The organism is Verticiella sediminum, from assembly GCF_007558815.1.
Taxonomy (GTDB): domain Bacteria; phylum Pseudomonadota; class Gammaproteobacteria; order Burkholderiales; family Burkholderiaceae_B; genus Verticiella; species Verticiella sediminum.
Genome location: NZ_VLTJ01000042.1, coordinates 163,402 through 188,304, shown reverse-complemented (window position 1 = coordinate 188,304; position 24,903 = coordinate 163,402). Strand labels below are relative to the sequence as shown.

The following is a 24,903-nucleotide window of genomic DNA, read 5'->3' as shown; positions in this document are numbered from 1 at the left end:
GCTGCGCGCCGCCGCTACCCTTCGATCCCGATCAGCTTGGGATCACCCCGTCCCAGGCGCAGCACTTCCGGCGCGGGCCCGGTCAGGTCGACCACCGTGGTCGAGCGGTTCGGACAGGGGCCGCCCTCGATCACGGCGGCCAGTTCGTGCTCGAAGCGGGCGCGGATCTCGACCGGGTCGTTGAGGGCTTCGGTCTCGCCGGGTGGAATCAGGGTGCTCGAGAGCAGGGGCCCGGTTTCCTTGAGCAGTTCGCGCACCACGGGATGGTCGGGCATGCGCACGCCGATGGTCTTGCGCGAAGGATGCGAGAGCCGGCGCGGCACTTCGTGCGTGGCCTGCATGATGAAGGTGAAGGCGCCTGGCATGGCGGCCTTCAGCAGCCGGTACTGCTTGTTGTCGACCCGCGCGAGCTGGCCGATCTCGGAGAGGTCGGCCACCAGCAGGGTGAGGTGGTGGCGCTCGTCGACGCCGCGCAGGCGGCGCAGGGCTTCGGCCGCGCGCTTGTCGTCGAGCGCGGCGACCACCGCATAGGACGAGTCGGTCGGGATCGCGACCAGGCCGCTCTTGCCGAGCAGTTGGGCGGCCTGTCGCAGCAGGCGCGGTTGCGGGTTGAAGGGATGGACGGAGAAGTATTGCGCCATGGCTCTCTATGCTGCGGCGGCGGGCGCGCAGGCGGTCGAGCCCGCTTCAGCGCCGCGCCAGGTAGTGGATGTATTCCCCGTCGCCTTCCTCCTGGTGCAGCAACGGGTTGCCGGTCTGTTTGCAGAACGCCTTGAAGTCGGCCATGGAGTGCGGGTCGGTGGACACCACGCGCAGCACGTCGCCGCTCGCCAGCCCCGCCAGCGCCTTCTTGGCGCGCAGGATGGGCAGCGGGCAGGTCAGCCCGCGCGTGTCGATGTCGAGCGCGACGGCTTGCGGACGCTGGACATGGCTCATCGACGCACTCCGTAACCATGGGCCCGGGCGCCGGCCTGGTTCGCCTCGCGACCAGCAGGGATCATGCCGCCCCCAGTTGCGTGCGTACCCAGTCCTGGGCGGCCTGGATGGCCTGGGGCAGGGCCGCGGCGTCGGTGCCGCCCGCCATGGCCATGTCCGGGCGGCCGCCGCCCTTGCCGCCGACCTGCTGGGCAGCCACGTTGACCAGTTCGCCGGCCTTGACCTTGCCGATCAGGTCCTTGGTGACGCCGGCGGCCAGGCTGACCTTGCCGCCTTCGGCGGTGCCGAGCAGCACGATGGCGCTGCCGAGCTTGTCCTTCAACTGGTCGATCAGCCCGCGCAGCGCCTTGCCGTCCACGCCGTCGATGCGGGTGGCGAGCACCTTCACGCCGGCGACGTCCACGGCCTGGCCGGCGAGGTCGCTGCCCGCGCTGGCGGCGAGCTTGTCGCGGGCCTGGGCCAGGTCCTTCTCGAGCGCCTTGACCTCGCTCTGCACCTGCTGGATGCGGCCCAGGAGTTCGGCGGGCTGGGTCTTGAGCGCGCTCGCCGCGGATTGCAGCGTGCTTGCCGTCCTGCGCACCCAGGCGAGGGCGTTGTCGCCGGTGATCGCCTCGACGCGGCGCACGCCGGCCGCCACGCCGCCTTCGGATACGATCTTGAAGAGGCCGATGTCGCCGGTGCGCTGCACGTGGGTGCCGCCGCACAGCTCGCGCGAGAAGCCGATGTCGAGCACGCGCACTTCGTCGCCGTACTTCTCGCCGAACAGGGCCATCGCGCCGCCCTGGACCGCGTCGTCGTAGGGCATCAGGCGCGCCTGCACGGGCTGGTTGGCGAGCACTTCGGCGTTGACGATGTCTTCCACGCGGGCGATCTCGTCCGCGCTCATCGGTGCGTCGTGGGCGAAGTCGAAGCGCGTCTTGTCGGCGTCGACCAGCGAGCCCTTCTGCTGCACGTGCTCGCCCAGCACCTGGCGCAGCGCCTTGTGCATGAGGTGGGTGGCCGAGTGGTTGCGCACGGTGCGCGCGCGGCGCACGGCGTCGACCTCGGCGCTGACGGTGTCGCCCACGCGCAGCACGCCTTCCTGAACCTGGCCGTGATGGCCGAACACGTCGGCCACGATCTTCTGCGTGTCGGTGACCGCGAACACGGTGCCGCCCGTGGTCTTGATGAGGCCGGCGTCGCCGTGCTGGCCGCCCGATTCGGCGTAGAAGGGCGTGTGATCCAGGACCACCACCGCATCTTCCTGGCCGGGCTCCAGGCGATCGACCTGGGTGCCGCCCGCATACAGCGCCAGGACCCGGGCCTCGCGGTTGAGCAGCTCATAGCCGTGGAACACGGTCTTCTCGCCCTCGTAGGCGAGGCCCGCCGCCATCTTGAACTTGCCGGCGGCGCGCGCCTGGGTGCGCTGGCGCTCCATGGCGGCGTCGAACGCCGCCATGTCGACCTGCACGCCGCGCTCGCGACAGATGTCGGCCGTCAGATCCAGCGGGAAGCCGTAGGTGTCGTAGAGCGTGAACGCGGTCTCGCCGTCGAGCTGGCGGCCTTCGCCTTCGGCAGGCAGGGTGGCGAGCGCGGCCTCGAGGATGCGCATGCCGTGCTCCAGCGTCTCGCCGAAGCGCTCTTCTTCCTGGCGCAGCACCTGGGCCACGCGGTCCTGGGCCTTGGCGAGCTCGGGATAGGCCTCGCCCATCTCGGCCACCAGGTCGGGCACCAGGCGGTGGAAGAACGGCTTGGTCTGGCCGAGCTTGTAGCCGTGGCGCAGCGCGCGGCGCACGATGCGCCGCAGGACGTAACCGCGCCCTTCGTTGCCCGGGATCACGCCGTCCACGATCAGGAACGAGCAGGCGCGGATATGGTCGGCGATGACCTTGAGCGAGTTGTCGTGGATGTCGGGCGCGCCGCCGCCCGGCACCGTGACTTCGCGGGCGGCCGCGGCGATCAGGCGCTGGAAGAGATCGATCTCGTAGTTCGAGTGCACGCCCTGCAGCACGGCGGCGATGCGCTCCAGGCCCATGCCGGTGTCCACGCAGGGCCGCGGCAGCGGATTCAGGTTGCCCTGGGCGTCGCGATCGAACTGCATGAACACCAGGTTCCAGATCTCGATGTAGCGGTCGCCGTCTTCCTCGGGCGAGCCCGGGGGGCCGCCCCAGACGTCGGGGCCGTGGTCGTAGAAGATCTCCGAACACGGGCCGCAGGGGCCGGTGTCGGCCATCTGCCAGAAGTTGTCCGAAGCGTAGCGCGCGCCCTTGTTGTCGCCGATGCGCACGATGCGCTCGGCGGGCACGCCGATCTCGTCGCGCCAGATGGCGTAGGCTTCGTCGTCCTCCTGGTAGACCGTCACCCAGAGCTTCTCCTTGGGCAGGCCGTAGGTCGTGGTCAGCAGTTCCCAGGCGTAGTGGATGGCGTCGCGCTTGAAGTAGTCGCCGAAGCTGAAGTTGCCCAGCATCTCGAAGAACGTGTGGTGCCGTGCGGTGTAGCCCACGTTCTCGAGGTCGTTGTGCTTGCCGCCCGCGCGCACGCTGCGCTGCGAGCTGGTGGCCCGCTTGTAGGGGCGCTGCTCGCGGCCGAGGAAGACGTCCTTGAACGGCACCATGCCCGAGTTGGTGAACAGCAGGGTCGGGTCGTTGCCTGGCACCAAGGATGCTGACGCAACGACGGTGTGGCCCTTCGCCTCGAAGAAAGACAGGAACTTCTGGCGGATGTCGGCGGATTTCATGGGCTGGACGGGAGTTGGCCGGTTACGGCGCCGGGTAATGGAATAGAAAAGAATGGAAAAGAATGGGATGGAAAGGAACTCGGTTCGCCCGGCGCGGGGGCGGCAGGGCTGCGCACGGTCGGGGCAAACGATCCATTATAAGGTGCGGCGCCCCTGCCGGCTTTGCAAGAGGTGCCCCGGCGGGCCCGGTTGTGGCAGCCGCCAGCCGGTGCTGGTTGCACGTGAAGTCTAGAATGGGTTGCACCTTAATGACAATCGGGTTGCACCAGAGCTAGAATGGCGCTCGCCCAACCTTACGCCCTGGATCTGCCATGAGTTCGACCACGCTCGGTGTCAAAGTCGATGAACAACTGCGCGCGCGCATTCGCGACGCCGCCAATCGGGTGGGGCGCACGCCCCACTGGTTCATCAAGCAGGCGATCTACTCCTTTCTGGAGGACATCGAGGCGGGCCGGCTCCCGGCCGCGCTGCAGCACCTCGCCCGGCACGACGGCGAGGACGCGGTGGATCTGGAGCAGGCCGGCCTGAGCGTGGCGGGCGAGCCGCTGCCCCAGCCGTTCATCGAGTTCGCCCAGTCGATCGCGCCGCAGTCGGTGCTGCGCGCGGCGATCACCAGCGCCTACCGGCGGCCCGAACCGGAGTGCCTGCCGGTGCTGATCGCCCAGGCGCGCGTGGAGAATGCCGCCGGCACCCGGGCGCTCGCTCACAAGCTGGTGACGGCGCTGCGCGGCAAGCGCCTGGGCAGCGGGGTGGACGGCCTGATCCACGAGTTCTCCCTGTCCAGCCAGGAGGGGGTGGCCCTGATGTGCCTGGCCGAGGCGCTCTTGCGCATCCCGGACCGGGCCACGCGCGACGCCCTCATCCGCGACAAGGTCAGCCGCGGCGACTGGCAGTCCCACATGGGCTCGGGCTCGATGTTCGTGAATGCCGCGACCTGGGGCCTGATGATCACCGGGCGGCTGGTCGGCACCAACAGCGAGCGCGGGCTCGCCTCGGCGGTCACACGCCTGATCGGCAAAGGCGGCGAGCCGCTGATCCGCAAGGGCGTGGACATGGCCATGCGCCTGATGGGCGAGCACTTCGTGTGCGGCGAGACGATCTCCGATGCGCTCGCCAACAGCCGGCGCTGGGAAGCCAAGGGTTTTCGCTATTCCTACGACATGCTGGGCGAGGCGGCCATGACCGCCGCCGACGCCGAGCGCTACTACGCTTCCTACGAGCAGGCGATCCACGCCATCGGCAAGGCGTCGGCGGGGCGCGGCATCTATGAAGGCCCGGGCATCTCGGTGAAGCTGTCGGCGCTGCATCCGCGCTACTCGCGCGAGCAGCACGAGCGGGTGATGAGCGAACTGCTGCCGCGCCTGCGCGCGCTCACGCTGCTGGCACGCCGCTACGACATCGGCCTGAACATCGACGCCGAAGAGGCCGACCGCCTGGAGCTCTCGCTCGACCTGCTGGAGGCGCTCTGCAAGGAGCCGGAGCTCGCGGGCTGGAACGGCATCGGCTTCGTGATCCAGGGCTACCAGAAGCGCGCGCCCTACGTGATCGACTACGTGATCGAACTGGCCCGGCGCACCCGCCACCGGCTCATGATCCGCCTGGTCAAGGGCGCCTACTGGGACAGCGAGATCAAGCGCGCGCAAGTGGAGGGGCTGGAGGGCTACCCTGTCTATACACGCAAGGTGTACACCGACATCGCCTACCTGGCCTGCGCGCGCAAGCTGCTGGCCGCGCCCGAGGCGGTATACCCGCAGTTCGCTACCCACAACGCGCACACGCTGGCCGCGATCTATCACATGGCGGGGCAGAACTACTACCCCGGGCAGTACGAGTTCCAGTGCCTGCACGGCATGGGCGAACCGCTGTACGAGGAAGTCGTCGGCCCCGTCAGCGATGGCAGGCTTGCGCGCCCGTGCCGCATCTACGCCCCGGTGGGCACGCACGAGACGCTGCTCGCCTACCTGGTGCGCCGCCTGCTCGAGAACGGCGCCAACTCGTCCTTCGTGAATCGCATCGCCGACGAGTCGGTGAGCATCGACGAGCTGGTCGCCGATCCGGTCGACGAGGCCGAGCGCATCGAACCCCTGGGCGCGCCGCATCCGCGCATCCCGCTGCCCGCGGATCTGTATCGGGCGCAGGGCGCGGGCGAGCGCGAGAATGCGCATGGGCTGGACCTGTCCAACGAACAGCGGCTGGCGTCGCTGTCTTCGGCTGTGCTTGCGAGCGCCGCCATCGACTGGCGCGCGGCGCCGCCCGCGCTCGAGGATGCCGGGCTGGACGCCGCGCGCACGCGGCCCGTGCTGAACCCTGCCGAGCGCCGCGACGTGGTCGGGCACGTGGTGTTCGCCACGGCCGAGGACGTCGACGCGGCGCTGGCGCGCGCGGTGCGGGCCGGCCCGATCTGGCAGGCCACGCCCGTCGAGGAGCGCGCGCAGTGCCTGCTGCGCGCGGCCGATCTCCTCGAGGCGCAGATGCCGACGATGATCGGCCTGATCGTGCGCGAGGCCGGCAAGTCCTTCGCCAACGCCATCGCCGAGGTGCGCGAAGCGGTGGACTTCCTGCGCTACTACGCCAACCACATCCTGCGCGACTTCTCCAACGACAGCCATCGCCCGCTCGGGCCGGTGGTGTGCATCAGCCCGTGGAACTTCCCGCTGGCGATCTTCCTGGGCCAGGTGTCGGCCGCCCTGGCCGCGGGCAACCCGGTGCTCGCCAAGCCGGCCGAGCAGACCTGCCTGATCGCAGCGCAAGGCGTGCGCATCCTGCACGAGGCAGGCGTGCCCGCGGACGTGGTGCAACTGCTGCCGGGCGAGGGCGACGTGGGCGCCGCGCTCACCGGCGATGCACGCACGCGCGCCGTCATGTTCACGGGCTCGACCGACGTGGCGCGCCTGATCGCGCGTACGCTTGCCAGCCGGCTGGACGACGCGGGCCACCCGATTCCGCTGGTTGCCGAGACGGGCGGCCAGAACGCGATGATCGTGGATTCCTCGGCGCTGCCCGAGCAGGTGGTGGCCGACGTGATCGAATCGGCCTACGACTCGGCGGGACAGCGCTGCTCGGCGCTGCGCATCCTGTGCGTGCAGGAGGACGTGGCAGATCACGTCATCCGGATGCTGCGCGGCGCCATGCGCGAACTGACGGTGGGCAATCCGGATCGCCTGTCCACCGATGTCGGTCCGGTCATCGATGCCGAGGCGCGCGACAACCTTGCCCAGCACATCGAGACCATGCGCGCGCGCGGCTTCGAGGTGGAGCAACTGCCGCTGCCGGCCGAGTGCGCGCACGGCACCTTCGTGCCGCCCACGCTGATCGAGATCCAGGCCGTGGCCGACGTGGAGCGCGAGGTCTTCGGGCCGGTCCTGCACGTGCTGCGCTACCAGCGCGCCAACGTCGGCAAGCTCATCGAGGACATCAATGCCACCGGCTATGGGCTGACCTTCGGCGTGCATTCGCGCATCGACGAAACCATCGACAAGCTGGTCGGCCAGGTCCAGGCCGGCAACCTGTACGTCAATCGCAACATCATCGGCGCGATCGTCGGGGTCCAGCCGTTCGGCGGCGAAGGGCTGTCGGGCACCGGGCCCAAGGCCGGCGGGCCGCTCTACCTGGCCCGGTTGCTCTCGAGCTGCCCGTTCGACGTCCCGGCCGGGATGACCTTGGGGTCGGACGCAGCCTTTGCGCCGCTCGACAGCCTGATCGGATGGCTGCGCGCACACGCGACCGAGCCCGCCTCGCGCGTGGCCGAACGCCTGCGCGAGGCCTCGGCCTTGCACGCGCACGCCGTGCTGCCGGGCCCCACGGGCGAGAACAACAGCTACCGGCTCGAACCACGCGGCGACGTGCTGTGCATCCCGCAGACGCTGCTCGGCGCGCAGATCCAGCTCGCCACGGCGCTCGCCTCGGGCAACCGTGCGGTGTTCGACGAGCAGAGCCCGGGCTACGCCGAGGTGCGCGACATGCTCGCCCGGCTGCCGGCCGACGTGACCGCCCGGATCGAAACGGCTGGCGGCGCGGTGCTTGCGTCCGAGCGCAAGCTGGGCGGCGTGCTGTTCGAAGGCGACGGCGACGGCCTGATCGCGCTCGCCGAACAACTGGCTCGGCGCGAAGGGCCGATCGTGCAGCCGCAGGGCCGCACCGCCAGCGATCTTGCGCAGGGCCACACGTATCGCCTGGAGCGCTTGCTCGCCGAGCGTTCCCTGAGCGTGAACACCGCGGCGGCCGGCGGCAATGCCAGCCTGATGGCGGTGGTCTGAGCGGGCACGCATAGGCGTCGCCGGTCAGAGACTGCAGAACCAGGGGGCCGCAGATCCGGTACAGGGCGAGCACCATGCAGATCACCAGCGCACCGCTCACGATCATGTTCGTGATCTACATCGTCGCGATGCTGTTCATCGGCTGGCTGGGCTATCGCGCCACACAGGACCTGTCGGACTACATCCTCGGCGGGCGCAAGCCTGGATGATCCTGTGCCTGGCCGGCGCGGTCGCCGTGGGTTTTTTCGGCGTGGCCTACTTCGCGGCCAACCCCGGCCAGGCCGCGGGCGTCACCGCCAACGCCCAGCGCGTCTTCATCGAGCTCTCGCTGATCCTCTTCAATCCCTGGATCGCCGGGATGCTGCTCGCCGCCATCCTGGCCGCGGTGATGAGCATGCTCTCGGCCCAGTTGCTGGTGTGCTCGAGTTCGCTCACGCAGGACGTCTACAAGACCTTCGTCCGGCGCGACGCCAGCCGGCGCGAACTGGTGTGGTTCGGCCGAGCCATGGTGCTCGCCGTGGCGCTGGTCGCGATCTGGCTGGCCTGGGACCCGGACAGCCGCGTGCTTTCCATGGTGAGCTACGCCTGGGCGGGTTTCGGTGCGGCGTTCGGCCCGGTCGTGATCCTCTCGCTGCTGTGGCGCCGCATGACGCGCAACGGTGCGCTTGCGGGCATGATCGTGGGCGCACTCGTCGTGCTGGTGTGGAACCATTACGCATGGCTCGGGCTGTACGAGATCGTCCCGGGCTTCGTCCTCGCCACGCTGGCGATCTACGTCGTCAGCCGGATGGGCGCCGCGCCCTCGCGCGACGTGACCGAGGTGTTCGACGCGGTGCAGGCGGACATGCATGCGCCGCGCGTGCGCGAGGTGACTTGAGTCGGCACAGAGGGAAGAACGCGCTGCCTGGCCCCGGCCGTTGTCGTGCGGTGGATCGCTACGCGAGGCTGACGCGGGCGATCTCGGCAAAGGCGAGGGCCGCCGCGTTGGCGGCGCCGTTGGGCCAGGCGAGAGCGAGCGGGTAGCGCGGCGTCCCGCCGCTCGCGCTGACGGCGACATAGACCACGTCCGGCAGGTGCAGCGCGCGCATCGCATCCGGCACCAGTGCGATGCCGTAGCCGCCGGCCACCAGGGTGAGCACGGTCTGCATCTGCGCGGCCTCCTGCGCGATGCGCGGCGAGAAGCCGGCGGCCTGGCAGGCGGCCAGGACGGCACCGGCATACCCTCGGCCTTCGGAGAACGGAAAGGCCACGAAGGATTCGTCGACGAGCTGGCGCAGCGCGACCCGGCGACGATGCGCCAGCCGATGCGTGCGTGGAACGGCCAGGACGATCTCCCGCGAGGTCAGGGGCGTGAGCGTGATGCCCTCGGCATCGCGCAGCGGCGGCACCACCAGGGCCAGGTCGATGGCGCCGCGGCGCAGGGCGGCGATGTCCTGCTCCGTGGTGGCCCCGCTCAGGTCCAGGCGCACGCCCGGATGCTGCGCACGAAAGGTACGCAGGATGTCGGGCAGCAGGCCGTAGGCCGCGCTCGGCACGAAGGACAGGCGCAGCATTCCCGTCAAGCCGTGTCCGGCGCTGCGTGCCGCTTCGATCGCATGGCGCGCCTGGTTCAACACCCGGCGTGCCTCCTCGAGCAGAACCGCGCCCGCCTGGGTGAGCCGGACCATGCGCCGGTTGCGCTCGAAGAGGGCGGTGCCGGTCTCTTGCTCCAGCCGCTGGATCGCCGCGGAAAGCGGCGGCTGCGACATGTGCAGCCGCTCGGCTGCCCGCCGGAAGTTCAGCTCCTCGGCCAGGACGACGAATTGTTCGAGCTGGCGCAGCGCAGCCATGGCGTTCTCCGTCTGTGATCCATTGAAAGTATAAGTGGCTGCGCAAAGAGTATTAGAAATATCACTGCCATCACCCTATGCTGGACGCGTCGCTTCTGCCAACCCGATGGAGCCCGCCATGCAGCCATCCTTGCTGGAAGAACTCACGCCGATCCCCAACCCGTATCCGATTCGCGTCGACACCGAGTTCGCCGATGTCTGGCGGCTCTGTCTGCAGGCCCGCGACCTGGCCTGGAATCCGGTCGACATCGATCATGCCGACATCGTGCAGGCCGACATCCCGGCCGACGTGCGCGAAGCCGGCGCCGAATGGTGGAGCCTGCGCGCCTGGATGGAGCACGGTGCGATCGCCTATGGCGCGCAACGCCTGCGCGATGCGATCTACACGCACCTGCCGTTCAAGGTGAAGCAGCACGTCGTCAACTTCATCGCCGAGGAGTTGCGGCACCACGAGGCTTCGTTTCGCGTGGCCCAGGCCCTCGGCGGCTACGAGCCCACGCCGCGCGCCGATTATTTCCAGTCGATCATTCCGCGCTTTCACGACGAACGCGAAGAGAAGGCGATGTCCTTCTACGCCGGGCTGGCCGTCAATACCCTCTTCGAGCAGTTGTCCGGAGAGCTGCTGCAGGCCCGCTACGAGAACGCGCGCTATGCGTCGATCCGCCTCGCCTGCCAGCTCATCCTGCGCGACGAGGCCAGGCACATCCAGTTCGGCCGCATCATCATGCGCCGCTTCTTCGCCGAGCTGAGCGCGGGCGACAAGCGCCTGCTCGGCGAGAAGTTCGCGAAGAAACTGCAGGGTTCCCTGCTGAACGGTGTGTACGCGGTGGTCAACCTGCCCGACGACGAACGGCGCCGTGCCGGGCGCAACCGGGCGCTGGCTGCCGAGCACGGGCTGGGCGCGACCCATCCCGACGAAGAGATCGACATCATCGCGCGTGCGCTCGAGCAGATCCGCGAGGACGTCGCTCCGTATGGCGTCGACATCCCGCGCATCCCCGAAGTCGACGACCGGCGCCCGGTCGTGGTGTGAGCAGGCGGCGCGGACCCGGACGGCACGTACCGTCCGGGCTGGTGGAGGAAGGACAGTTCCGGCCGGCGCGCCGAGCCGACAACCCATCTGCATCCTGCAAGGAGCACCACCATGAAATCGCGTCTCTTTCTGCGTTGTCTGCTCATGCTCGGCGCGGTCTGTAGCCTGGCGGCGGCGATGGCCGCCGCCGCGGCCGGTGCCTATCCGGAGAGGCCCGTCAGGCTCGTCGTTCCCTATCCGCCCGGCGGGTCGGCCGACGTGCTGGCCCGCGTGCTCGCGCAAACGCTCGCCCAGCGCGAGGGCATCAACGTGGTGGTCGAGAACCGTCCCGGCGGGGGCACCGTCATCGGCGCGCGCTACGTCGCGGCGGCGCCGGCCGATGGCCAGACGTTGCTGCTGGGCACGGTCAGTTCGCACGCCATGATGCCGGCGCTCAACGCCGACGTGGGCTACGACCCGGTACGCGATTTCACGCCGGTGGCTTCGCTGGCCTCGATTCCGTTCGTCCTGGTGGCCCGGCCGGCGCTGGGCGTCAAGGACGTGCAAGGCCTGCTCGCGCTCGCGCGCGAGACGCCCGGCAGGATCAGTTATGCCTCGGCGGGTGTCGGCACGTCCAATCATCTGGCTGGCGAGCTGCTCGACGCCCAGGCTGGCGTTCGCACGATGCACGTGCCCTATCGGGGCAGCGCGCCCGCACTCAATGGTCTGCTGGGCGATCAGGTGGACGTGATGTTCGATCTCGTGCCGACGGCGATGCCGCATCTGAAGACGGGCGCCCTGGTCGCCCTGGGCAGCACGGGTGCCGAACGCACGTCCTTCTTGCCCGAGGTGCCCACGCTGCGCGAACAGGGGCTGGGCGACTACGACGTCACGGCATGGTTCGGCCTGTTCGGGCCGGCCGGCCTGGCCCCGGACGTCGTCGCGCGCTGGGACGGCGCTGTGCGCGCCGCGCTGCTCGACCCGGCGGTGCGGACCCAGCTCGCCGGCCTGGGCGTTGCGCCGGATGTCCGGTCGAGCAGCGAATTCGCGGATTTCGTGGCGCAGGAGTGGGCGCGCTGGCGCGGCGTCGTCTCGCATGCCGGAGTGGTGGCGGCGCCCTGAGCGCGCCATGCGCGGCGCCCCTGAGGCAAGCCTGGGCCGCCCGCCCGGCAGCATCAACCTGAGGTTGACGGTCGTTGAGAATACGTCGATCGCCAGCCTGAAAAGCCACTCCTACACTCGCAGCATTCATCAACCGAATGGCAAATCCCATGAGAATGCTGCGTACCCTATGCCTGGGCATGGCGATGGCGACCGCCGTCGGGACGGCGCCCGCACAGGCGCTGGAATACCCGAACCGGCCGATCAAGCTGATCGTCGGCTGGTCGCCGGGCGGTGCGACCGATCTGCTCGCCCGCACGCTGGCGACCGAGCTGAACGGGCTGCTGCAGCAGCCCGTCGTGGTCGAGAACCGGCCTGGCGCGAATGGCACCATCGGCCATGCCCAGGCGGCCAACGCGCCGGCCGACGGCTACACGCTACTGCTCGCCACCAACAGCACCTACGCGATCGCCGAACACCTCTATCGCGGGCTGAGCTATCGCCATCAGACCGATCTCGCGCCGGTGTCGCTGGTGGCCTCGAGCCCGCTGATGCTCGCCGTGCGGCCCGATCTGCCGGCGGATGATGCGGCCGGGCTGCTCGCGCTCGCCAAGCGCGAGCCGGGCCTGCTGAACATCGCGTCGGGCGGCGCGGGCTCTACCAGCCACATGGCCGCCGAGCTCTTCATGTCGGTGACGGGCACACGCATGACGCACGTCCCCTACAAGGGCGGCGGGCCGGCCACCCAGGCGGTCGCCGCCGGCGAAGTCGACGTGGCCTTCCTCGATCTGGGCGTGGCCGCGCCGCTGGCGGCTGCCGGCCGAATCCGGGCAATCGGCGTGACGGGCTCTGAGCACTCGCCGCTGCTGCCGGGCGTGCCGCCGATCGCGTCATCGGGGGTGCCGCAGTTCCAGTCGACCACCAACCTGGCCGTCTTCGTGCCGGCCGGCACGCCGCAGCCGGTCGTGGCGCGTCTGGCCGAGGCGATCCGCGCCGCGCTCGCCGCGCCTGCGCTGCGCGACAAGCTGAGCCGCCAGGGTCTGGTGCTCATCGGCAGCACCCCGCAGGCGCTGGGGCAGAGCGTGCAGGCCGAGAGCGCCCAATGGGCCGAGGTCATCCGCGAGCGCGGCATCGCGCTCGAGCCCTGAACCGTGTCGGCTGCAAGCAGCGGTACCGAGCCGCGCATCGTCGTCGTCGGCGCGGGGGCGATCGGCTGCGCCACCGCCATTCACTTGCAGGCGGCGGGGCACGCGCCGATGCTGTGGTCGGCAAGCGGCCGCCGCTTCGGCCCGTCGCCGGCGCGGGTCGCGCTCCAGGTGCGCGGCGGGCGGCCGCGCGCCGCGCACCTGGACCTGACCACCGACGCGGCCGCCGTCCATGCGGCGGACATCATCATCGTCTGCCTGCCCGGGGACGCGTATGCGCCGGTGCTGGGACGGCTGGCGCCGCATTGGCGCGACGGCCAGCGTGTGATCGTCAGCGGTGCGCTCAGTCTGAGCCCGCTGTGGCTGCACGAACAGGCGCGGCGGCGAGGCCAGCGGATCGCCGCGATCGGTTGGGCGACGACAGCCACCACGGCGCATTTCCTCGCCGACGGCAGCCTGCACATGAATCCACTGCGCGAGCGTATCGATGTCGCCGCCGCCGGTACGGACCCGCAGACCGCGCAGACGCTGTGCGCCTCGCTGCTCGGCGATCGCTTCGTGGCGGCGGACAATCTGCTCGCCATCACGCTCGCCAACATCAATCCGATCGCTCACGCCGCCGAGGTGCTGCCCAATCTCTCGCGCATGGACCTGGGTGAGCGCTGGCCTTTGTTCGGCTGCTTCACGGGCGTGGTGGCCCGCCTGGCCGAGCGCCTGGACGAGGAACGCCTGGCGCTCGCGTGCGCGTTCGGCTTCGCGCTGCCCACGCTGGCGCAGCACTATGCGCGTTCGTACGGTCTGGCCCCCGATGCGCTGGAGCGCATGGCGGCGGGCATCGAAGCGCGTGGCATGGGGCCGCTCGGCCCATCCCGGCTGGCTCACCGGTACGTGCTCGAGGATGTGCCTTACGGCATGGTGTTCCAGGAAGCGCTCGCGCGCAGCGCGGGGGTGCCCAGCCCGGTGCTCTCTTCGTGCATCGAGCTGCTGAGCGCGTGCTATACGCGCGATTTTCGCGCAGAGGCCTGGCTCGTGCGCGAGCTCGGGGTGGACGGCGCGGATGCCGGCGCGTTGTACAAGCGCTGTGCCGCTTCACGCAGCGCCGTCAGCCCACGGTGAGCGCGATCGTGCCGATAGACCATGGCGATCGGCACGGGACGCAGCGGCGTGGCGAGCGGCAGGGCGCTCAGCGTGCCGCGCGCCAGGCGATCCTCGACCGTGCAGCGCGCCGCCAGCGTCAGGCCGAGGCCCGCCTCGGCCAACTGGAGATTGGTGATGGCGTTGATGGATTCGATCTGCGGCGCGATCGGCGCCAGGCCTTGCTCGAGCAGCGCCTGCTCGACGACCGCACGGGCGTGCGTGGGGCGTGGCGGCAGTATCCAGCCGAACTCGCGCAGCCGCTGCCAGCTCAGGCCTTTCGCGCCGCGCGTCCGGAGCTTGCCGGGCGCGCACACCACGACCCAGGACTCGTAGCCGATCTGTTCGATCACGAAACCCTCGGGACGCAGGCCGCCGAGTTCGGAGGGCGTGTTCATGGTGATCAGCACGTCGATATCGCCGGCGTCGAGCTTGTGGCAGATGTCGGCGAGCCGGCCTTCGGTCAGGCGGACCTTGGGCAGATTCCCGGCGGCGCCCAGGGCCCGCAGCAGTTCGCTCACGCGGGTCCAGGTGAGAAAGGGCGGGGCGCCGATGCGCAGCAGCGCGTCGTGGGGCGAGGTGCGCGCGGCGAGCTCGTCCGAGAGTTGCGCCACCTCGCCAAGCAGCACGCGGGCCCGCTGCACGATGAGTTCGCCGGTGGCGGAAGCGACCACGCCACGGGCCAGGCGGTGAAAGATCCGGGTGTCGAACAGGGCCTCGACCTCGCGCAGGCATTTGCTGACGGCCGCCGTGCTCATGTGCAGGCGTTCGCCGGCGGCGCGCATGTTCCCGGTGTCCGCCAGCGTGCTGATCACTTCGAGCTGGCGCAGGCGCAAGGCCGCGAGCACGCGCTGGGTTGCGCCATGCCGGCCGGCATCCCGCTGATTCGCCAAGGTCGATTTCGCCACGGTTGACAGCATACCTCGCCGCTCGCGGCTCGGGGGGCGCGAGGGGGCTCGCGGTCCTCGCCTATACAATCTGCCGCAGCCCATCATTCGCAGTCCAGGCATGACCCGCAGGAAAAAGACCGCTCCCCGCAAGACCTCCCGTTCTCGTACGCGCAAGGCCGAGGCCGGCCGATGGCGCCGCTTCATCCGGGCCTTCGTCGCCTCCTCCGTCACCGCCTTCGGCATTGCGAGTTGTGCATTCAACCCGCAACTGCGCGAGAGCGTGTCGCTCGATCCGTGGCTGGCGCAGCTCGGCCTGCCGGGCCAGCAAGCGCAGGCGCCGCTCGCGCAGGCGAACGGGCCGCTGGTCCAGACGCGCTTTGCCGGGTGCCCGCAGTTCCTGCCTGCGCGCAATGCGCCGAGCGTACCCGCGGCGGCGTCCCTGCGCGAGCTGTGCTTCTCGTCGTTCGCGATCCTGCACAGCGGCCAGACCAAGACCCCGGTGTTCGTCGTCCAGCGCTTGAACCGCCAGATGCTGGCCCGCGCGCCGCAGATCGAGCGCGCCGACCGCTTCTATGCCGAGGCGCGTCTGCCGAAGGCCGAGCGCGCCGAACTGTCCGACTACCTGCGCTCGGGCTATTCGCGGGGCCACATGGCGCCGGCGGGCGACATGCACACGGCCGAGGCCATGGCCCAGAGTTTCTCGCTCGCCAACATGGTGCCGCAGGACCAGATCCACAACGGCGGCGCGTGGAGCCGCATCGAGCAGGACACGCGCAAGTACATCAGCCGCGCGGCGGGCGACGTTTTCGTGTTCACGGGGCCTGTCTATGCAGGCAGCCCGCGAACCATCGGCGAGGGCCGCGTGGCCGTGCCGAGCCATCTGTTCAAGCTGGTGTACGACAGTACGACCGGGCGCTCGTGGGTGCACTGGCAGGCTAACGACCCGCAGACCCAGGCGGGTAAGCCGATCGACTACGCGGAGTTCGTGCGGCGCACGGGCATGCGGCTGTTGCCCTGAAGCGAGGGGAGGGAAAGCAAAAAGCCCCGCAAGACTTTCGCCGTGCGGGGCTTTTTTTGCGACCCCGGCCTTTCGGCCGACATCTGGAATGAAGTGGCGCGCCCGGCAGGATTCGAACCCACGACCCCTTGGTTCGTAGCCAAGTACTCTATCCAACTGAGCTACGGGCGCGCTGAAGAAGTAAATATAGCACGTTTTTTTCTTTGTGCGCAAGTGCAAGGAAAGTTATTGAAACTTTTCCGCCGGACCCATGGCCCTGCAAAGCACTCCGTGCGCGGCACGGCCGGCATTATGCCACAGGCGTGATAGGTCCGATTCACCGTCGATCGCCGCCTATAGAAACCGGGTGTTTCCCAGGGAACCCTATAATCCCCCAGTCATTTCGGCGCGAAGTGTTAACAGGATGGCACTTCCCGAAGCGCCCGGGAACGTGTCGACGACGACTCGAAGCCAAACGTGTCGCAGCACGTCCCGAGCCGGCCGAGCTCGGCCTGTGCCATCCACGTCTTAGGGCTACATCGTCATGTCTGTACCATCAAAAGCTACACGTCGGGGCGGCGCGATGACGTCGTTGTTCGGCGTCATCCTTGTCGTGATCGGCATCATCCTGCTCGTGGGCGGGGTGCGCCTGGTGTCTCTTGAGGGCTCCTGGTATTACCTGCTCGCGGGGGCGGCGCTGCTGCTCTCCGGGCTGCTCTACCTGCGCGCCCGCGTCCTGGGCGCATGGCTGTTCGCCATTGCGTTCGTCGGCACCGCGATCTGGACGATCGCCGAGGTCGGCATGAGCTTCTGGGGTTGGGTGCCGCGCATGGCGCCGATGCTGGTGCTCGGTCTGGTCGCCGCGTTGCTGGTACCGCGGCTCACGGGCGAACGCTGCCGCATGGCCCTGGCCGCCGCGGCCGCGCAGGCGGTGCTCATCGTGATCGGCGCCGTCGCGATGTTCTTTCCGCATGGCGTGGTCTCCAACGACTTCCAGGTGGTCACCGGTACGCCTGCCGTGCCGACGGTGACCGATCCCGCCGATCCGCGCAATCGCTGGCAGTTCTACGGCAACACCACGCATGGCACCCGCTATGCGCCGTATGCGCAGATCACGCCGGACAACGTCGAGAGCCTGGAAGTGGCGTGGACCTTCCGTACCGGTGAGATGGCGACCAAAGGGTCGGAGTACCAGAATACGCCGATCCAGATCGGCGACACGCTGTATCTGTGCACGCCCTTGAACAAGGTGTTCGCGTTGAACGCGGAAACCGGCGAGCAGCGCTGGATGTTCGATCCGCAGGTCAAGAACGAAGGGATCTGGAACCGCTGCCGCGGCGTTGCCTACTACGAAGTGCCGGCGCTGGCCGAGCGCGCGGTGGCGCCCGCCGAGGGCGCGCCGCCAGCGCCCGCGCCGCTCGCCGTGCCGGCCATGTGCGAAAGCCGCGTCTACACGACCACGCTCGACGCCCGCCTGATCGCGCTGGACGCCAGGACCGGCGAGGTCTGCACGGACTTCGGCCAGGACGGTGCGGTCGACCTCAAGGACGGCCTGGGCAATGTGCCGACCGCCCACTACATGCCGACCTCGCAGCCGCTGGTCGTGCGCGATCGCATCATCATCGGCGGCTGGGTGTTCGACGGCCGCCAGGTCGACATGCCGTCCGGTGTCGTGCGCGCGTTCGATGCCCGCACGGGCGACCTGTCATGGGCGTGGGATCTGGGCAATCCGGGCAACACGGGCCTGCCGGCCGATGGCGAAACCTACACGCGCGGCACGCCGAATTTCTGGAGCACCGCGGCCTATGACGAGAAGCTCGGCCTGATCTATCTGCCGACCGGCAACCAGACCCCCGACTTCTGGGGCGCGCAGCGCCCGGCCTATGTCGACGACTACTCGACCTCGGTCGTGGCGATCGACGTGCAGACCGGACGCGAGGCCTGGAAGTTTCAGACCGTGCACCACGACATCTGGGACTACGACAACGGCACACAGCCCGCGCTCTACGACATCCCCGACGGCAAGGGCGGCAGCACGCCGGCCCTGGTTCTGGGCACCAAGACGGCCCAGCTCTACGTGCTCGACCGGCGCAACGGCGCCCCGATCCGGGAGGTCGAGAGCCGGCCGGTGCCGACCGACGCGCAGCCGGGCGAGCGTCCGTCGCCGGTGCAGCCATTCTCCGTGGGCATGCCTGCGCCGGGCGCCGATGCCATGACCGAGCAGCGCATGTGGGGCGCGACCTTCTTCGATCAGCTCTATTGCCGCATCGAGTTCCGCAAGCTGCGCCATGCCGGTCCGTTCACGCCGGTCACCGAAGAACCGACCCTGATCTGGCCGGGCTTCTACGGCGGCTACAACTGGGGCGGCGTGGCGATCGACGAGAACCAGGGCATGCTGGTGGTCAACGACATCCGCATGCCGCAGATCGCCTATCTGGTGCCGCAGAAGGACGTGGACGAGGCCAAGGGCTACGCCGGCCACGGCTTTGGCGTGCATCCGCAGGCTCAGACGCCGTACGCGGCGTTCCGCGGTCCGTTCAACTCGCCGCTGGGCATCCCGTGCCATCAGCCGCCCTGGGGCACGCTGGCCGGCATCGACCTGAAGAGCGCGCAACTGATCTGGGAGCGCCCGCTGGGTTCGATCCAGGACACGGTGCTCAAGGGCGTGCGCGTGCCGTTCGCCGTGCCGGTCGGCATGCCCACCCTGGGCGGCCCGATCACCACGGCTTCCGGGCTGAGCTTCTACGCCGGCACGCAGGATTTCTATCTGCGGGCGTTCGATACGTACACCGGCAACGAACTCTGGAAGTCGGCGCTGCCGGTCGGCGCGCAGGCCGCGCCGATGAGCTATCTGTCGCCCGAGAGCGGCCGGCAGTTCGTGGTGATCAACGCGGGCGGCTCGCGTGATTCCCCGGTGCGCGGCGACTACTTCGTGGCCTACGCGCTGCCCAAGCAGTAGGCGTTGCGTGCCATGCGCAGGGCGGCTGCCCTGCGCGTTCGCCCCCGGGCGCCACGAGGCGCCGGGGGGCTTTTTCGTGCTCGACTGCCCGCGCGCCCGAACGCTGGGTGTCGTCTTGTTAATATTTGATTGAATAATTCTTATTTTTACGCTTGCTGCCGAGGAAGGCCATGGATGGGCGTCCCAGCATCCTCATCGTGGATGACCACAAAAACATTCGGGAACCGCTGTTCACGTACATGCGCCGTTTCGATTTCGATGTCGAAGCCGTCGAAGACGGCAAAGCCATGCGCCGCCCCCTCGAAGAGCGCAGCTTCAGCCTGATCGTGCTGGACGTGATGCCGCCGGACGAGAAACGGACTGTCTTTGTGCCGCTACGTCTGCGAGCGCCTGGGTACGCCGGTGATTCTGCTGACGGCGGTCGCCGATCCGGTGGACCGCATCGCGGGCCTGGAGATCGGCGCCGACGACTACGTGGTCAAGCCGTTCGATCCGCGTGAGCTGATCGCCCGCATTCGCAGCGTGCTGCGCCGGCATCAGGCCAACGGCACCCAGCGCCCGAACGGGCCGGTGCAAGCGGGGGCCGGCGCGGACCCGGCGCACTGCTATGCGTTCGGCGCCGGCTGGACGCTGGACACGCGCACGCGAGCGCTGTGCCACGGTGGCGAGGAGGTGCCCATCGGCACCACCGAGTTCCACCTGTTGCGCGTGTTCCTGGAGCAAGCCAACCGCGTGCTGAGCCGCGGGCAACTGCTGGATCTCACCCAGCGCAACGAAGCCGTGAGCTTCGATCGCAGCATCGATAGCCAGATCAGCCGTCTGCGCAAGAAGCTCGAACAGGACCCGCGCCACCCGGTGCTGCTCTAGACCGTGCGAGGCGATGGCTATCTGCTCGCGGCCAAAGTGACGGCGAGACCGGCATGAGATGGCTGCCGCGCAGTATCTCCGGACAACTGTTCGCCCTGTGGGTCGTCGCCATGCTGCTCGCCCACCTGTTCGCGGTCCTGCTGCTTTCGTGGTGGCGGGCCGACGATGTCTCGGTCCATCCGCTCTCGCTGCGCACGATCGAGGGCCGAGTGGTGGCGGCCTACCGTGCGGTGGGCCGCGCATCGACGGCGGAGCAACTGCTGGAGGACATCAGCCTGCCGGACGCGCGCTTCGAGCTGGCCGGTGCGCCGGCCATCGACACCCATGTCATGGACCCGCGCGAGCGCGCGGTGGCGCAGGATATCCGCGCCCGGCTCGATCTTGCGGCCGAGCTGCCGGTCCACGTGCTGTTCGTACGCGTCGACAGCGTGGACGGGGTGAACGACCCCAGGAACTGGCTGGAGAGGGCCTTCACCGGCACGCATGCCTGGGCCCTGGACATCGAGCTGCGGCTGCCCGACGGTCGCTGGCTGTACAGTCAGCACTGGCCGACGTTGATGCCTGCCCACTGGGGCAGGGTGCTCAGCTTCTCGCTCTTCGTGGGCATGCTGCCCACCGCCCTGATCGCGCTGCTCTTCGGGCGGCGCATCATGCGCCCGCTGCGCCGGCTGACCGAGGCTTCGCGGCGGGTGAGCCGTGGCGAGCACGTGGTCCTGGCGCCTGACGGTCCCGGCGGCATCCGTGAGATCACCCGTGCCTTCAACGAGATGCAGGAAAGCCTGATCCGTTTCGTGAGAGGGCGCATGCAAATGATCGCCGCCATTGGACATGACCTGCGCACGCCGCTCACGTCGCTGCGCATACGCGCGGAGCTGATCGACGATGCGCAACTGCGCCGCGACATGATCCAGACGCTGGACGAAATGAGCGTGATCGTCGAGGAAACCTTGCAGTTCGCGCAGGACGACACACTGCAGGAACCCCCGCAGGAAGTCGACATCGACGATCTGCTGGCGCAGGTGGTCCAGGCGCAGCGGCTGCAGGGCCGGCAGATCGCCTGGGGCCGTGACGCCGGCCCGGCCCTGGTCTATCGCTGCCGGCCCGTGCATCTGAAGCGCGCACTGAACAACATCGTCGACAACGCCGTGCGCTATGGGCAGGCGACGATCCAGCGTCGTGTCGATCACGCCGCCCGGACGCTGCGCATCGATGTCGACGATGTCGGCCCGGGTATCGACCCAGCCCGGCTGGAAGAGGTGTTCGAGCCTTTCGCACGGCTGGACGCCGCGCGCAGCGCGAACACCGGCGGCACGGGGCTCGGCCTGGCGATCGCACGTTCCTGCGTGCGCGCGCACGGCGGCGACGTGTGGCTGCACAACCGGCAGGCCGGGGGCCTGCGCGCGATCATCGAACTGCCGCTCTGAGCGTGGCCCCAGCCGGGGCCGCCGGCATTGCCGGCACCGCGGCTTTGTGGCGGATTATGGCAACAGCCGGCCCTGCGCCACGTTCCGCCACATGCACGCAAACTCGCACAACAGTAATTGGCAATCATTCCTATTGTCAGGCGTTGCTCATGTCATGCATCGCGCCGTGACGCCGCGGTGCCCCTCTTTCTGTGTGTCGTGAGAGCAGGCGGCGACCCGGCTGCCGTTTCCGTTCCGACTCGCAGGATGATTGCCGAACATGTTCCATACGAAGAGCTTGCTGCGCGCCCGCGTACGCAGGCCCTGGGTACGAATCGCGACTCGCCGCCCCGAGCGGACAGTCTCGTCATGAAGGGCAGCAAGCGTGGAACCTCGTCGACGGCAGCCTACAGGCCAGGCGATACACCGCCGGGGCAGCATCGTACGAATCCGAGAATGACGTATCTACGCATGGAAGTGCTGCGCGCGATGCGCGAGCTGGATAGCGGCGCTGTCGGCCGGGAAGACATCTTCCGGCACTTGCTGTTGGGCGGCAGTCAGGTGAGCCTGTCGAGCGTCTACCGGGTCATCACCGATCTGCTGGAAGCGGGCTGGCTGGTGCGAGAGTGGAGCGGCGGGCGCAAGGCGCTCTATCGCCTGAAGCCGGATGGGTTCGACGGCCGCGAGCTGCGCATGGCTTGCCCGCGCACCGGCCGCAGCGTCGTGATCGACGATCCGAGCCTCATGGCGCGCATTCTCGCCGTGGCAGAACAGACCGGCTTCGATGTCGGGGCGGGGGTGACGACGATTGTCTTCGGAGACGAGACGGGCACCGTATCGGGCGCCGCGGCCGGGCCCAAGCGGCGCGGACGTCCCGGCCGAGCATAGCGCGCGGGCGTCGTCGGCAAGGCTCAGGATATCGTCGAGCCGCCGCGGTGACGTTGATCGAGCATTGTTCGTCGTCCAAGGTCCTTCATGCGCGAACGACGTTGCCCGGTGTGGTGCGCGCCAGCCACATCGACGCGCCGAACACCGCCAGCCCACCCGCAGCCAGCGCCGCCCCGACCCAGCCGGTCGCCGTCCACCCGTGCCCTGCGATGATGACCATGCCGCCCAACCATGCGCCCAGCGCGTTGGCCAGGTTGAAGGCCGAATGGTTGAGCGCCGCCGCGAGTGTCTGCGCGTCGCCGGCGACGTCCATGAGGCGGATCTGCAGCGCCGGCGCGAGCGCCACCGTGGTCGCGACCAGGAACAGGTTGAACAGCGCGCTCGCCGGATGCTGAGCGGCGAACGGGAACGTCAGGCAGACCAGGATGGACCACACCAGCACGCCGGCGACGGTGGGCATGAGCGCGCGGTCGGCGAACCAGGCGCCGCCGATGTTGCCCGCGATCATGCCCAGGCCGAAGACGATGAGCACGGCGGGCATCCAGGCTTCGGGCAGGCCCGCCACCTCGGTCATGGTCGGCGTGATGTAGCTGAAGACCGCGAACAGGCCGCCGAAACCGATCGAGCCGATGGCCAGGGTGAGCAGCACCTGCGGGCGGCGCAGCGCGCCGAGTTCGCGCAATGGGCTGGCCAGCGGGTTGCCGGGCGTGTAGGGCACCCAGCGCCAGACCAGCGCCGCGCACAGTATGCCGATGGCACCGACCAGCACGAAGGCGGCTTGCCAGCCCAGGGTCTGCCCGAGCCAGGTGGCGATCGGTACGCCGACCAGCGTCGCGCCGGTCAGGCCGAGCATGACCCGGGCTACGGCCTGGGCGCGCCGCCCGGGGCCGGCCAGTTCGGCCGCCACCAGCGCGGCCACGCCGAAGAAGGCGCCGTGCGGCAGGCCGGAGACGAAACGAAAGCCGGCGAGCGACAGGAAGCCGGGCGCCGCGGCGCTCGCGAAGTTGCCCAGCGCGAACGCCGCCATCAACAGGATGAGCAGCAGGCGGCGCGGCAGGCGCGCGGCGAGAACCGCGATCAGGGGCGCACCCACGACCACGCCGACAGCATAGGTGCTGATGAGATGGCCGGCCTGCGGAACGCTGACGCCCGTGCCCGCGGCCACCTGGGGCAGCAACCCCATGATGACGAATTCTCCGATGCCGATGGCAAAGCCGCCGATCGCCATGGCGAGTTCGGCCAGCGCCGGGCGGGCCGGAGCATGAATGTCGGGTGTATGCATGAAGCGTGTAAGAAAGGAAAAGGATTCAGCGAAGGCTGGCCGAGGTGTCGGGCAGCCGCCCGTGCGTGATGTGTGGCGGATGACGGCGGCTCATCGACTTTGCGCCTGGCGTCGCGCGCCGTCCGCCGCGGGAAGGGGCCGCGCACGGCCTTCGGTGGCGAAGAGCGCAAGGGCGGCCAGCCCGAAAGCGCTGCCCAGCAGCGCGACGCCGTGCCAGCCGTACGCTGCGTAGAGAGCGCCGGCGAGCGTGGACCCGCATGCGCCGCCAACGAAGACCGAGGTCATGAAGAGGGCGTTGAGGCGGCCGCGCTGTTCGGGGGCCAGCATGAAGATGGCGCGCAGGCTGAGCACCTGGCACACCTGGACCGCGGCATCGATCCCGATGGCCGCGAGCGCCAGCCACAGGACCGTGCTCGCCTGCCCGGCCCAGCCGGTTGCCGCAAACGACAGGGTGACGCAGGCGAGCGCACCGAACGTACCGGCCCGGGTCAGGCCCCGGTCGGCGAGACGGCCGGCCAGCGGGGCGACCAGCGCGCCGGCGGCCCCGCACAGGGCGAAGGCCGCGATGCCGTACTGGCCGAAGCCGAACTGTTCGACCAGCAGCAGCGGTGTTGCGGTCCAGAACGCCGTGAAGGCGGCGAACATCATCGCCTGATAGAAGGCGCGCCGCCGCAGCAGCGGATTGCGGGCGAGCAGCCCCGGCATCGAGCGCAGGATCGCGCCGTACGACAGCCCTGCCTGCGGCGCGCGTCGCGGCAGCTTGCGTCCGAGGGCGACGGCAAGTGCACAGACCAGCACGGTCGACACCACGAACACCGCGCGCCAGCCGCCCCACTGGGCGAGCACACTGGCCAGCGGCCGCGCGAGCATGATGCCGGCGAGCAGCCCTGCCATGACGTTGCCGACCACCCGGCCGCGGTGCGCCGGTGCGGCGAGTTGCGAGGCAAGCGGGACGAGAATCTGTGCGGCGGCCGCGCACAGGCCCAACGTCAGCGTGGCGGCGAGAAAACTCCAGGCAGCGGTGGAGGCGGCGATCGCGACCAGGCTCGCCACGACGCCGCCGAGCAGGATCAGGACCAGTCGGCGGTTCTCGACGCAATCGGCGAGCGGTACGAGCATCAGCAGCCCCACGCCGTAACCCAACTGCGCACAGGCCACCACAATGCCGGCCAGGCTGTCGGGCAGCCCCAGGTCCGGCGCGATCAGCCCGATCAAGGGCTGGGCATAGTAGATGTTTGCGACGAGCAGGCCGCATGCGGCGGCAAACAGCAGAAGCAGGGATGGCGACAGCTCGCCGGACGCCGAGGGCACTGGCGGGGCGGGAAGGGTATGGGACATGGGGAAAGGAGACGCGGCCCAGCGCGGGCCGCAGCGATCGCTGGCGACATTACCATAACGCTGCAGTGCAGCAAACGCAAGGCCTCGCTTGTTTCGCTTTACGCCGCATGGCATAAGGCTGAACAGATGCCCGGCCGCATGGCGCCCCGG

Annotated in this window: 17 protein-coding genes, 1 tRNA gene and 3 pseudogenes; 13 read left to right on the top strand and 8 right to left on the bottom strand. The window is 69.3% G+C overall.

What is annotated here, in order from left to right; all coding sequences use genetic code 11:
* Positions 1-14 precede the first annotated feature (14 nt).
* The 3 genes from FOZ76_RS25110 to alaS form a co-directional block, all read right to left on the bottom strand.
* On the bottom strand, positions 15-641 hold the full coding sequence (locus FOZ76_RS25110; RefSeq protein ID WP_143951030.1) for an L-threonylcarbamoyladenylate synthase: 627 nt from the start codon (positions 639-641) through the stop codon (positions 15-17).
* A gap of 46 nt (positions 642-687) precedes the next feature.
* Positions 688-936, bottom strand: coding sequence for a sulfurtransferase TusA family protein (locus FOZ76_RS25105; RefSeq protein WP_143951029.1), 249 nt, complete (start codon positions 934-936; stop codon positions 688-690).
* Between the two features lie 61 nt (positions 937-997).
* The gene (gene alaS, locus FOZ76_RS25100; protein WP_143951028.1) at positions 998-3,652 is read right to left on the bottom strand and encodes an alanine--tRNA ligase; all 2,655 of its coding nucleotides are present in this window, start codon (positions 3,650-3,652) and stop codon (positions 998-1,000) included.
* Between the two features lie 311 nt (positions 3,653-3,963).
* On the opposite strand from alaS, the gene putA reads away from it, so the two are divergent.
* From putA to FOZ76_RS25090, 3 genes and pseudogenes are all read left to right on the top strand, one after another.
* Positions 3,964-7,908, top strand: coding sequence for a trifunctional transcriptional regulator/proline dehydrogenase/L-glutamate gamma-semialdehyde dehydrogenase (putA, locus tag FOZ76_RS25095; RefSeq protein ID WP_143951027.1), 3,945 nt, complete (start codon positions 3,964-3,966; stop codon positions 7,906-7,908).
* A gap of 74 nt (positions 7,909-7,982) precedes the next feature.
* A complete protein-coding gene (locus tag FOZ76_RS28240; RefSeq protein WP_281283038.1) occupies positions 7,983-8,117 on the top strand; it encodes a hypothetical protein in 135 nt (44 codons plus the stop codon).
* Positions 8,096-8,785 (top strand): annotated as a pseudogene (locus FOZ76_RS25090) (sodium:solute symporter family transporter); the annotation flags it as partial. The gene FOZ76_RS28240 and the pseudogene FOZ76_RS25090, both read left to right, overlap by 22 nt.
* Positions 8,786-8,843: 58 nt before the next feature.
* Here FOZ76_RS25090 and FOZ76_RS25085 read toward each other — a convergent pair.
* Positions 8,844-9,737 carry a LysR substrate-binding domain-containing protein gene (locus tag FOZ76_RS25085; protein WP_143951025.1) on the bottom strand — a complete coding sequence of 298 codons (894 nt, stop codon included), beginning with the start codon at positions 9,735-9,737 and terminating at the stop codon, positions 8,844-8,846.
* A 118-nt stretch (positions 9,738-9,855) separates the two neighbouring features.
* Between FOZ76_RS25085 and FOZ76_RS25080 the strand changes: the two genes are divergently transcribed.
* The 4 genes from FOZ76_RS25080 to FOZ76_RS25065 all read left to right on the top strand — a co-directional run bounded on the left by FOZ76_RS25080 (position 9,856) and on the right by FOZ76_RS25065 (position 14,111).
* Positions 9,856-10,770 (top strand): ferritin family protein, encoded by a 915-nt coding sequence (locus tag FOZ76_RS25080; protein ID WP_143951024.1) that lies wholly within the window; start codon positions 9,856-9,858, stop codon positions 10,768-10,770.
* Between the two features lie 111 nt (positions 10,771-10,881).
* Positions 10,882-11,871, top strand: a complete 990-nt coding sequence (locus FOZ76_RS25075; protein ID WP_246129759.1) for a Bug family tripartite tricarboxylate transporter substrate binding protein — start codon at positions 10,882-10,884, stop codon at positions 11,869-11,871.
* A 149-nt stretch (positions 11,872-12,020) separates the two neighbouring features.
* Complete coding sequence (locus FOZ76_RS25070) at positions 12,021-12,998, top strand: Bug family tripartite tricarboxylate transporter substrate binding protein (RefSeq protein WP_170235627.1); 978 nt, start codon at positions 12,021-12,023, stop codon at positions 12,996-12,998.
* Between the two features lie 3 nt (positions 12,999-13,001).
* Positions 13,002-14,111: an NAD/NADP-dependent octopine/nopaline dehydrogenase family protein gene (locus FOZ76_RS25065; protein ID WP_143951022.1), complete on the top strand. Its 1,110-nt coding sequence runs from the start codon at positions 13,002-13,004 to the stop codon at positions 14,109-14,111.
* Positions 14,112-14,134: 23 nt separating this feature from the next.
* Here the strand turns inward: FOZ76_RS25065 and FOZ76_RS28075 are convergent.
* A pseudogene (locus FOZ76_RS28075) lies at positions 14,135-15,049 on the bottom strand (LysR family transcriptional regulator); the annotation flags it as partial.
* Positions 15,050-15,137: 88 nt separating this feature from the next.
* Here FOZ76_RS28075 and FOZ76_RS25055 point away from each other — a divergent pair.
* Complete coding sequence (locus FOZ76_RS25055) at positions 15,138-16,037, top strand: DNA/RNA non-specific endonuclease (protein WP_143951020.1); 900 nt, start codon at positions 15,138-15,140, stop codon at positions 16,035-16,037.
* Between the two features lie 94 nt (positions 16,038-16,131).
* Here the strand turns inward: FOZ76_RS25055 and FOZ76_RS25050 are convergent.
* A tRNA-Arg gene (locus FOZ76_RS25050) sits at positions 16,132-16,208 on the bottom strand.
* A gap of 391 nt (positions 16,209-16,599) precedes the next feature.
* Between FOZ76_RS25050 and FOZ76_RS25045 the strand changes: the two genes are divergently transcribed.
* From FOZ76_RS25045 to FOZ76_RS25030, 5 genes and pseudogenes are all read left to right on the top strand, one after another.
* Positions 16,600-18,975: a membrane-bound PQQ-dependent dehydrogenase, glucose/quinate/shikimate family gene (locus tag FOZ76_RS25045; RefSeq protein WP_143951019.1), complete on the top strand. Its 2,376-nt coding sequence runs from the start codon at positions 16,600-16,602 to the stop codon at positions 18,973-18,975.
* 170 nt (positions 18,976-19,145) lie between these two features.
* Positions 19,146-19,262: pseudogene (locus FOZ76_RS28320) on the top strand (DNA-binding response regulator); the annotation flags it as partial.
* 79 nt (positions 19,263-19,341) lie between these two features.
* Complete coding sequence (locus FOZ76_RS25040) at positions 19,342-19,842, top strand: winged helix-turn-helix domain-containing protein (protein ID WP_342781891.1); 501 nt, start codon at positions 19,342-19,344, stop codon at positions 19,840-19,842.
* Between the two features lie 53 nt (positions 19,843-19,895).
* A complete protein-coding gene (locus FOZ76_RS25035) occupies positions 19,896-21,266 on the top strand; it encodes an ATP-binding protein (RefSeq protein WP_143951018.1) in 1,371 nt (456 codons plus the stop codon).
* Positions 21,267-21,512: 246 nt separating this feature from the next.
* Complete coding sequence (locus tag FOZ76_RS25030; protein ID WP_143951017.1) at positions 21,513-22,133, top strand: Fur family transcriptional regulator; 621 nt, start codon at positions 21,513-21,515, stop codon at positions 22,131-22,133.
* 85 nt (positions 22,134-22,218) lie between these two features.
* Here the strand turns inward: FOZ76_RS25030 and FOZ76_RS25025 are convergent, their stop codons facing one another.
* Together FOZ76_RS25025 and FOZ76_RS25020 are read right to left on the bottom strand one after the other, a co-directional pair.
* Complete coding sequence (locus FOZ76_RS25025) at positions 22,219-23,415, bottom strand: MFS transporter (protein WP_143951016.1); 1,197 nt, start codon at positions 23,413-23,415, stop codon at positions 22,219-22,221.
* 90 nt (positions 23,416-23,505) lie between these two features.
* Entirely contained in the window at positions 23,506-24,753 is a 1,248-nt protein-coding gene (locus FOZ76_RS25020; RefSeq protein WP_143951015.1) for an MFS transporter, read from the bottom strand.
* Positions 24,754-24,903 lie beyond the last annotated feature (150 nt).

Bases quoted from the DNA above. Each gene is read 5' to 3' on its own strand.
- putA (WP_143951027.1), top strand. From the start codon at position 3,964: ATGAGTTCGACCACGCTCGGTGTCAAAGTCGATGAACAACTGCGCGCG.
- FOZ76_RS25045 (WP_143951019.1), top strand. From the start codon at position 16,600: ATGACGTCGTTGTTCGGCGTCATCCTTGTCGTGATCGGCATCATCCTG.
- FOZ76_RS28240 (WP_281283038.1), top strand. From the start codon at position 7,983: ATGCAGATCACCAGCGCACCGCTCACGATCATGTTCGTGATCTACATC.
- FOZ76_RS25075 (WP_246129759.1), top strand. From the start codon at position 10,882: ATGAAATCGCGTCTCTTTCTGCGTTGTCTGCTCATGCTCGGCGCGGTC.
- FOZ76_RS25085 (WP_143951025.1), bottom strand. From the start codon at position 9,737: ATGGCTGCGCTGCGCCAGCTCGAACAATTCGTCGTCCTGGCCGAGGAG.
- FOZ76_RS25070 (WP_170235627.1), top strand. From the start codon at position 12,021: ATGAGAATGCTGCGTACCCTATGCCTGGGCATGGCGATGGCGACCGCC.
- FOZ76_RS25020 (WP_143951015.1), bottom strand. From the start codon at position 24,753: ATGTCCCATACCCTTCCCGCCCCGCCAGTGCCCTCGGCGTCCGGCGAG.
- FOZ76_RS25035 (WP_143951018.1), top strand. From the start codon at position 19,896: ATGAGATGGCTGCCGCGCAGTATCTCCGGACAACTGTTCGCCCTGTGG.
- FOZ76_RS25030 (WP_143951017.1), top strand. From the start codon at position 21,513: ATGATTGCCGAACATGTTCCATACGAAGAGCTTGCTGCGCGCCCGCGT.
- FOZ76_RS25025 (WP_143951016.1), bottom strand. From the start codon at position 23,415: ATGCATACACCCGACATTCATGCTCCGGCCCGCCCGGCGCTGGCCGAA.
- FOZ76_RS25055 (WP_143951020.1), top strand. From the start codon at position 15,138: ATGACCCGCAGGAAAAAGACCGCTCCCCGCAAGACCTCCCGTTCTCGT.
- FOZ76_RS25105 (WP_143951029.1), bottom strand. From the start codon at position 936: ATGAGCCATGTCCAGCGTCCGCAAGCCGTCGCGCTCGACATCGACACG.
- FOZ76_RS25080 (WP_143951024.1), top strand. From the start codon at position 9,856: ATGCAGCCATCCTTGCTGGAAGAACTCACGCCGATCCCCAACCCGTAT.
- alaS (WP_143951028.1), bottom strand. From the start codon at position 3,652: ATGAAATCCGCCGACATCCGCCAGAAGTTCCTGTCTTTCTTCGAGGCG.
- FOZ76_RS25110 (WP_143951030.1), bottom strand. From the start codon at position 641: ATGGCGCAATACTTCTCCGTCCATCCCTTCAACCCGCAACCGCGCCTG.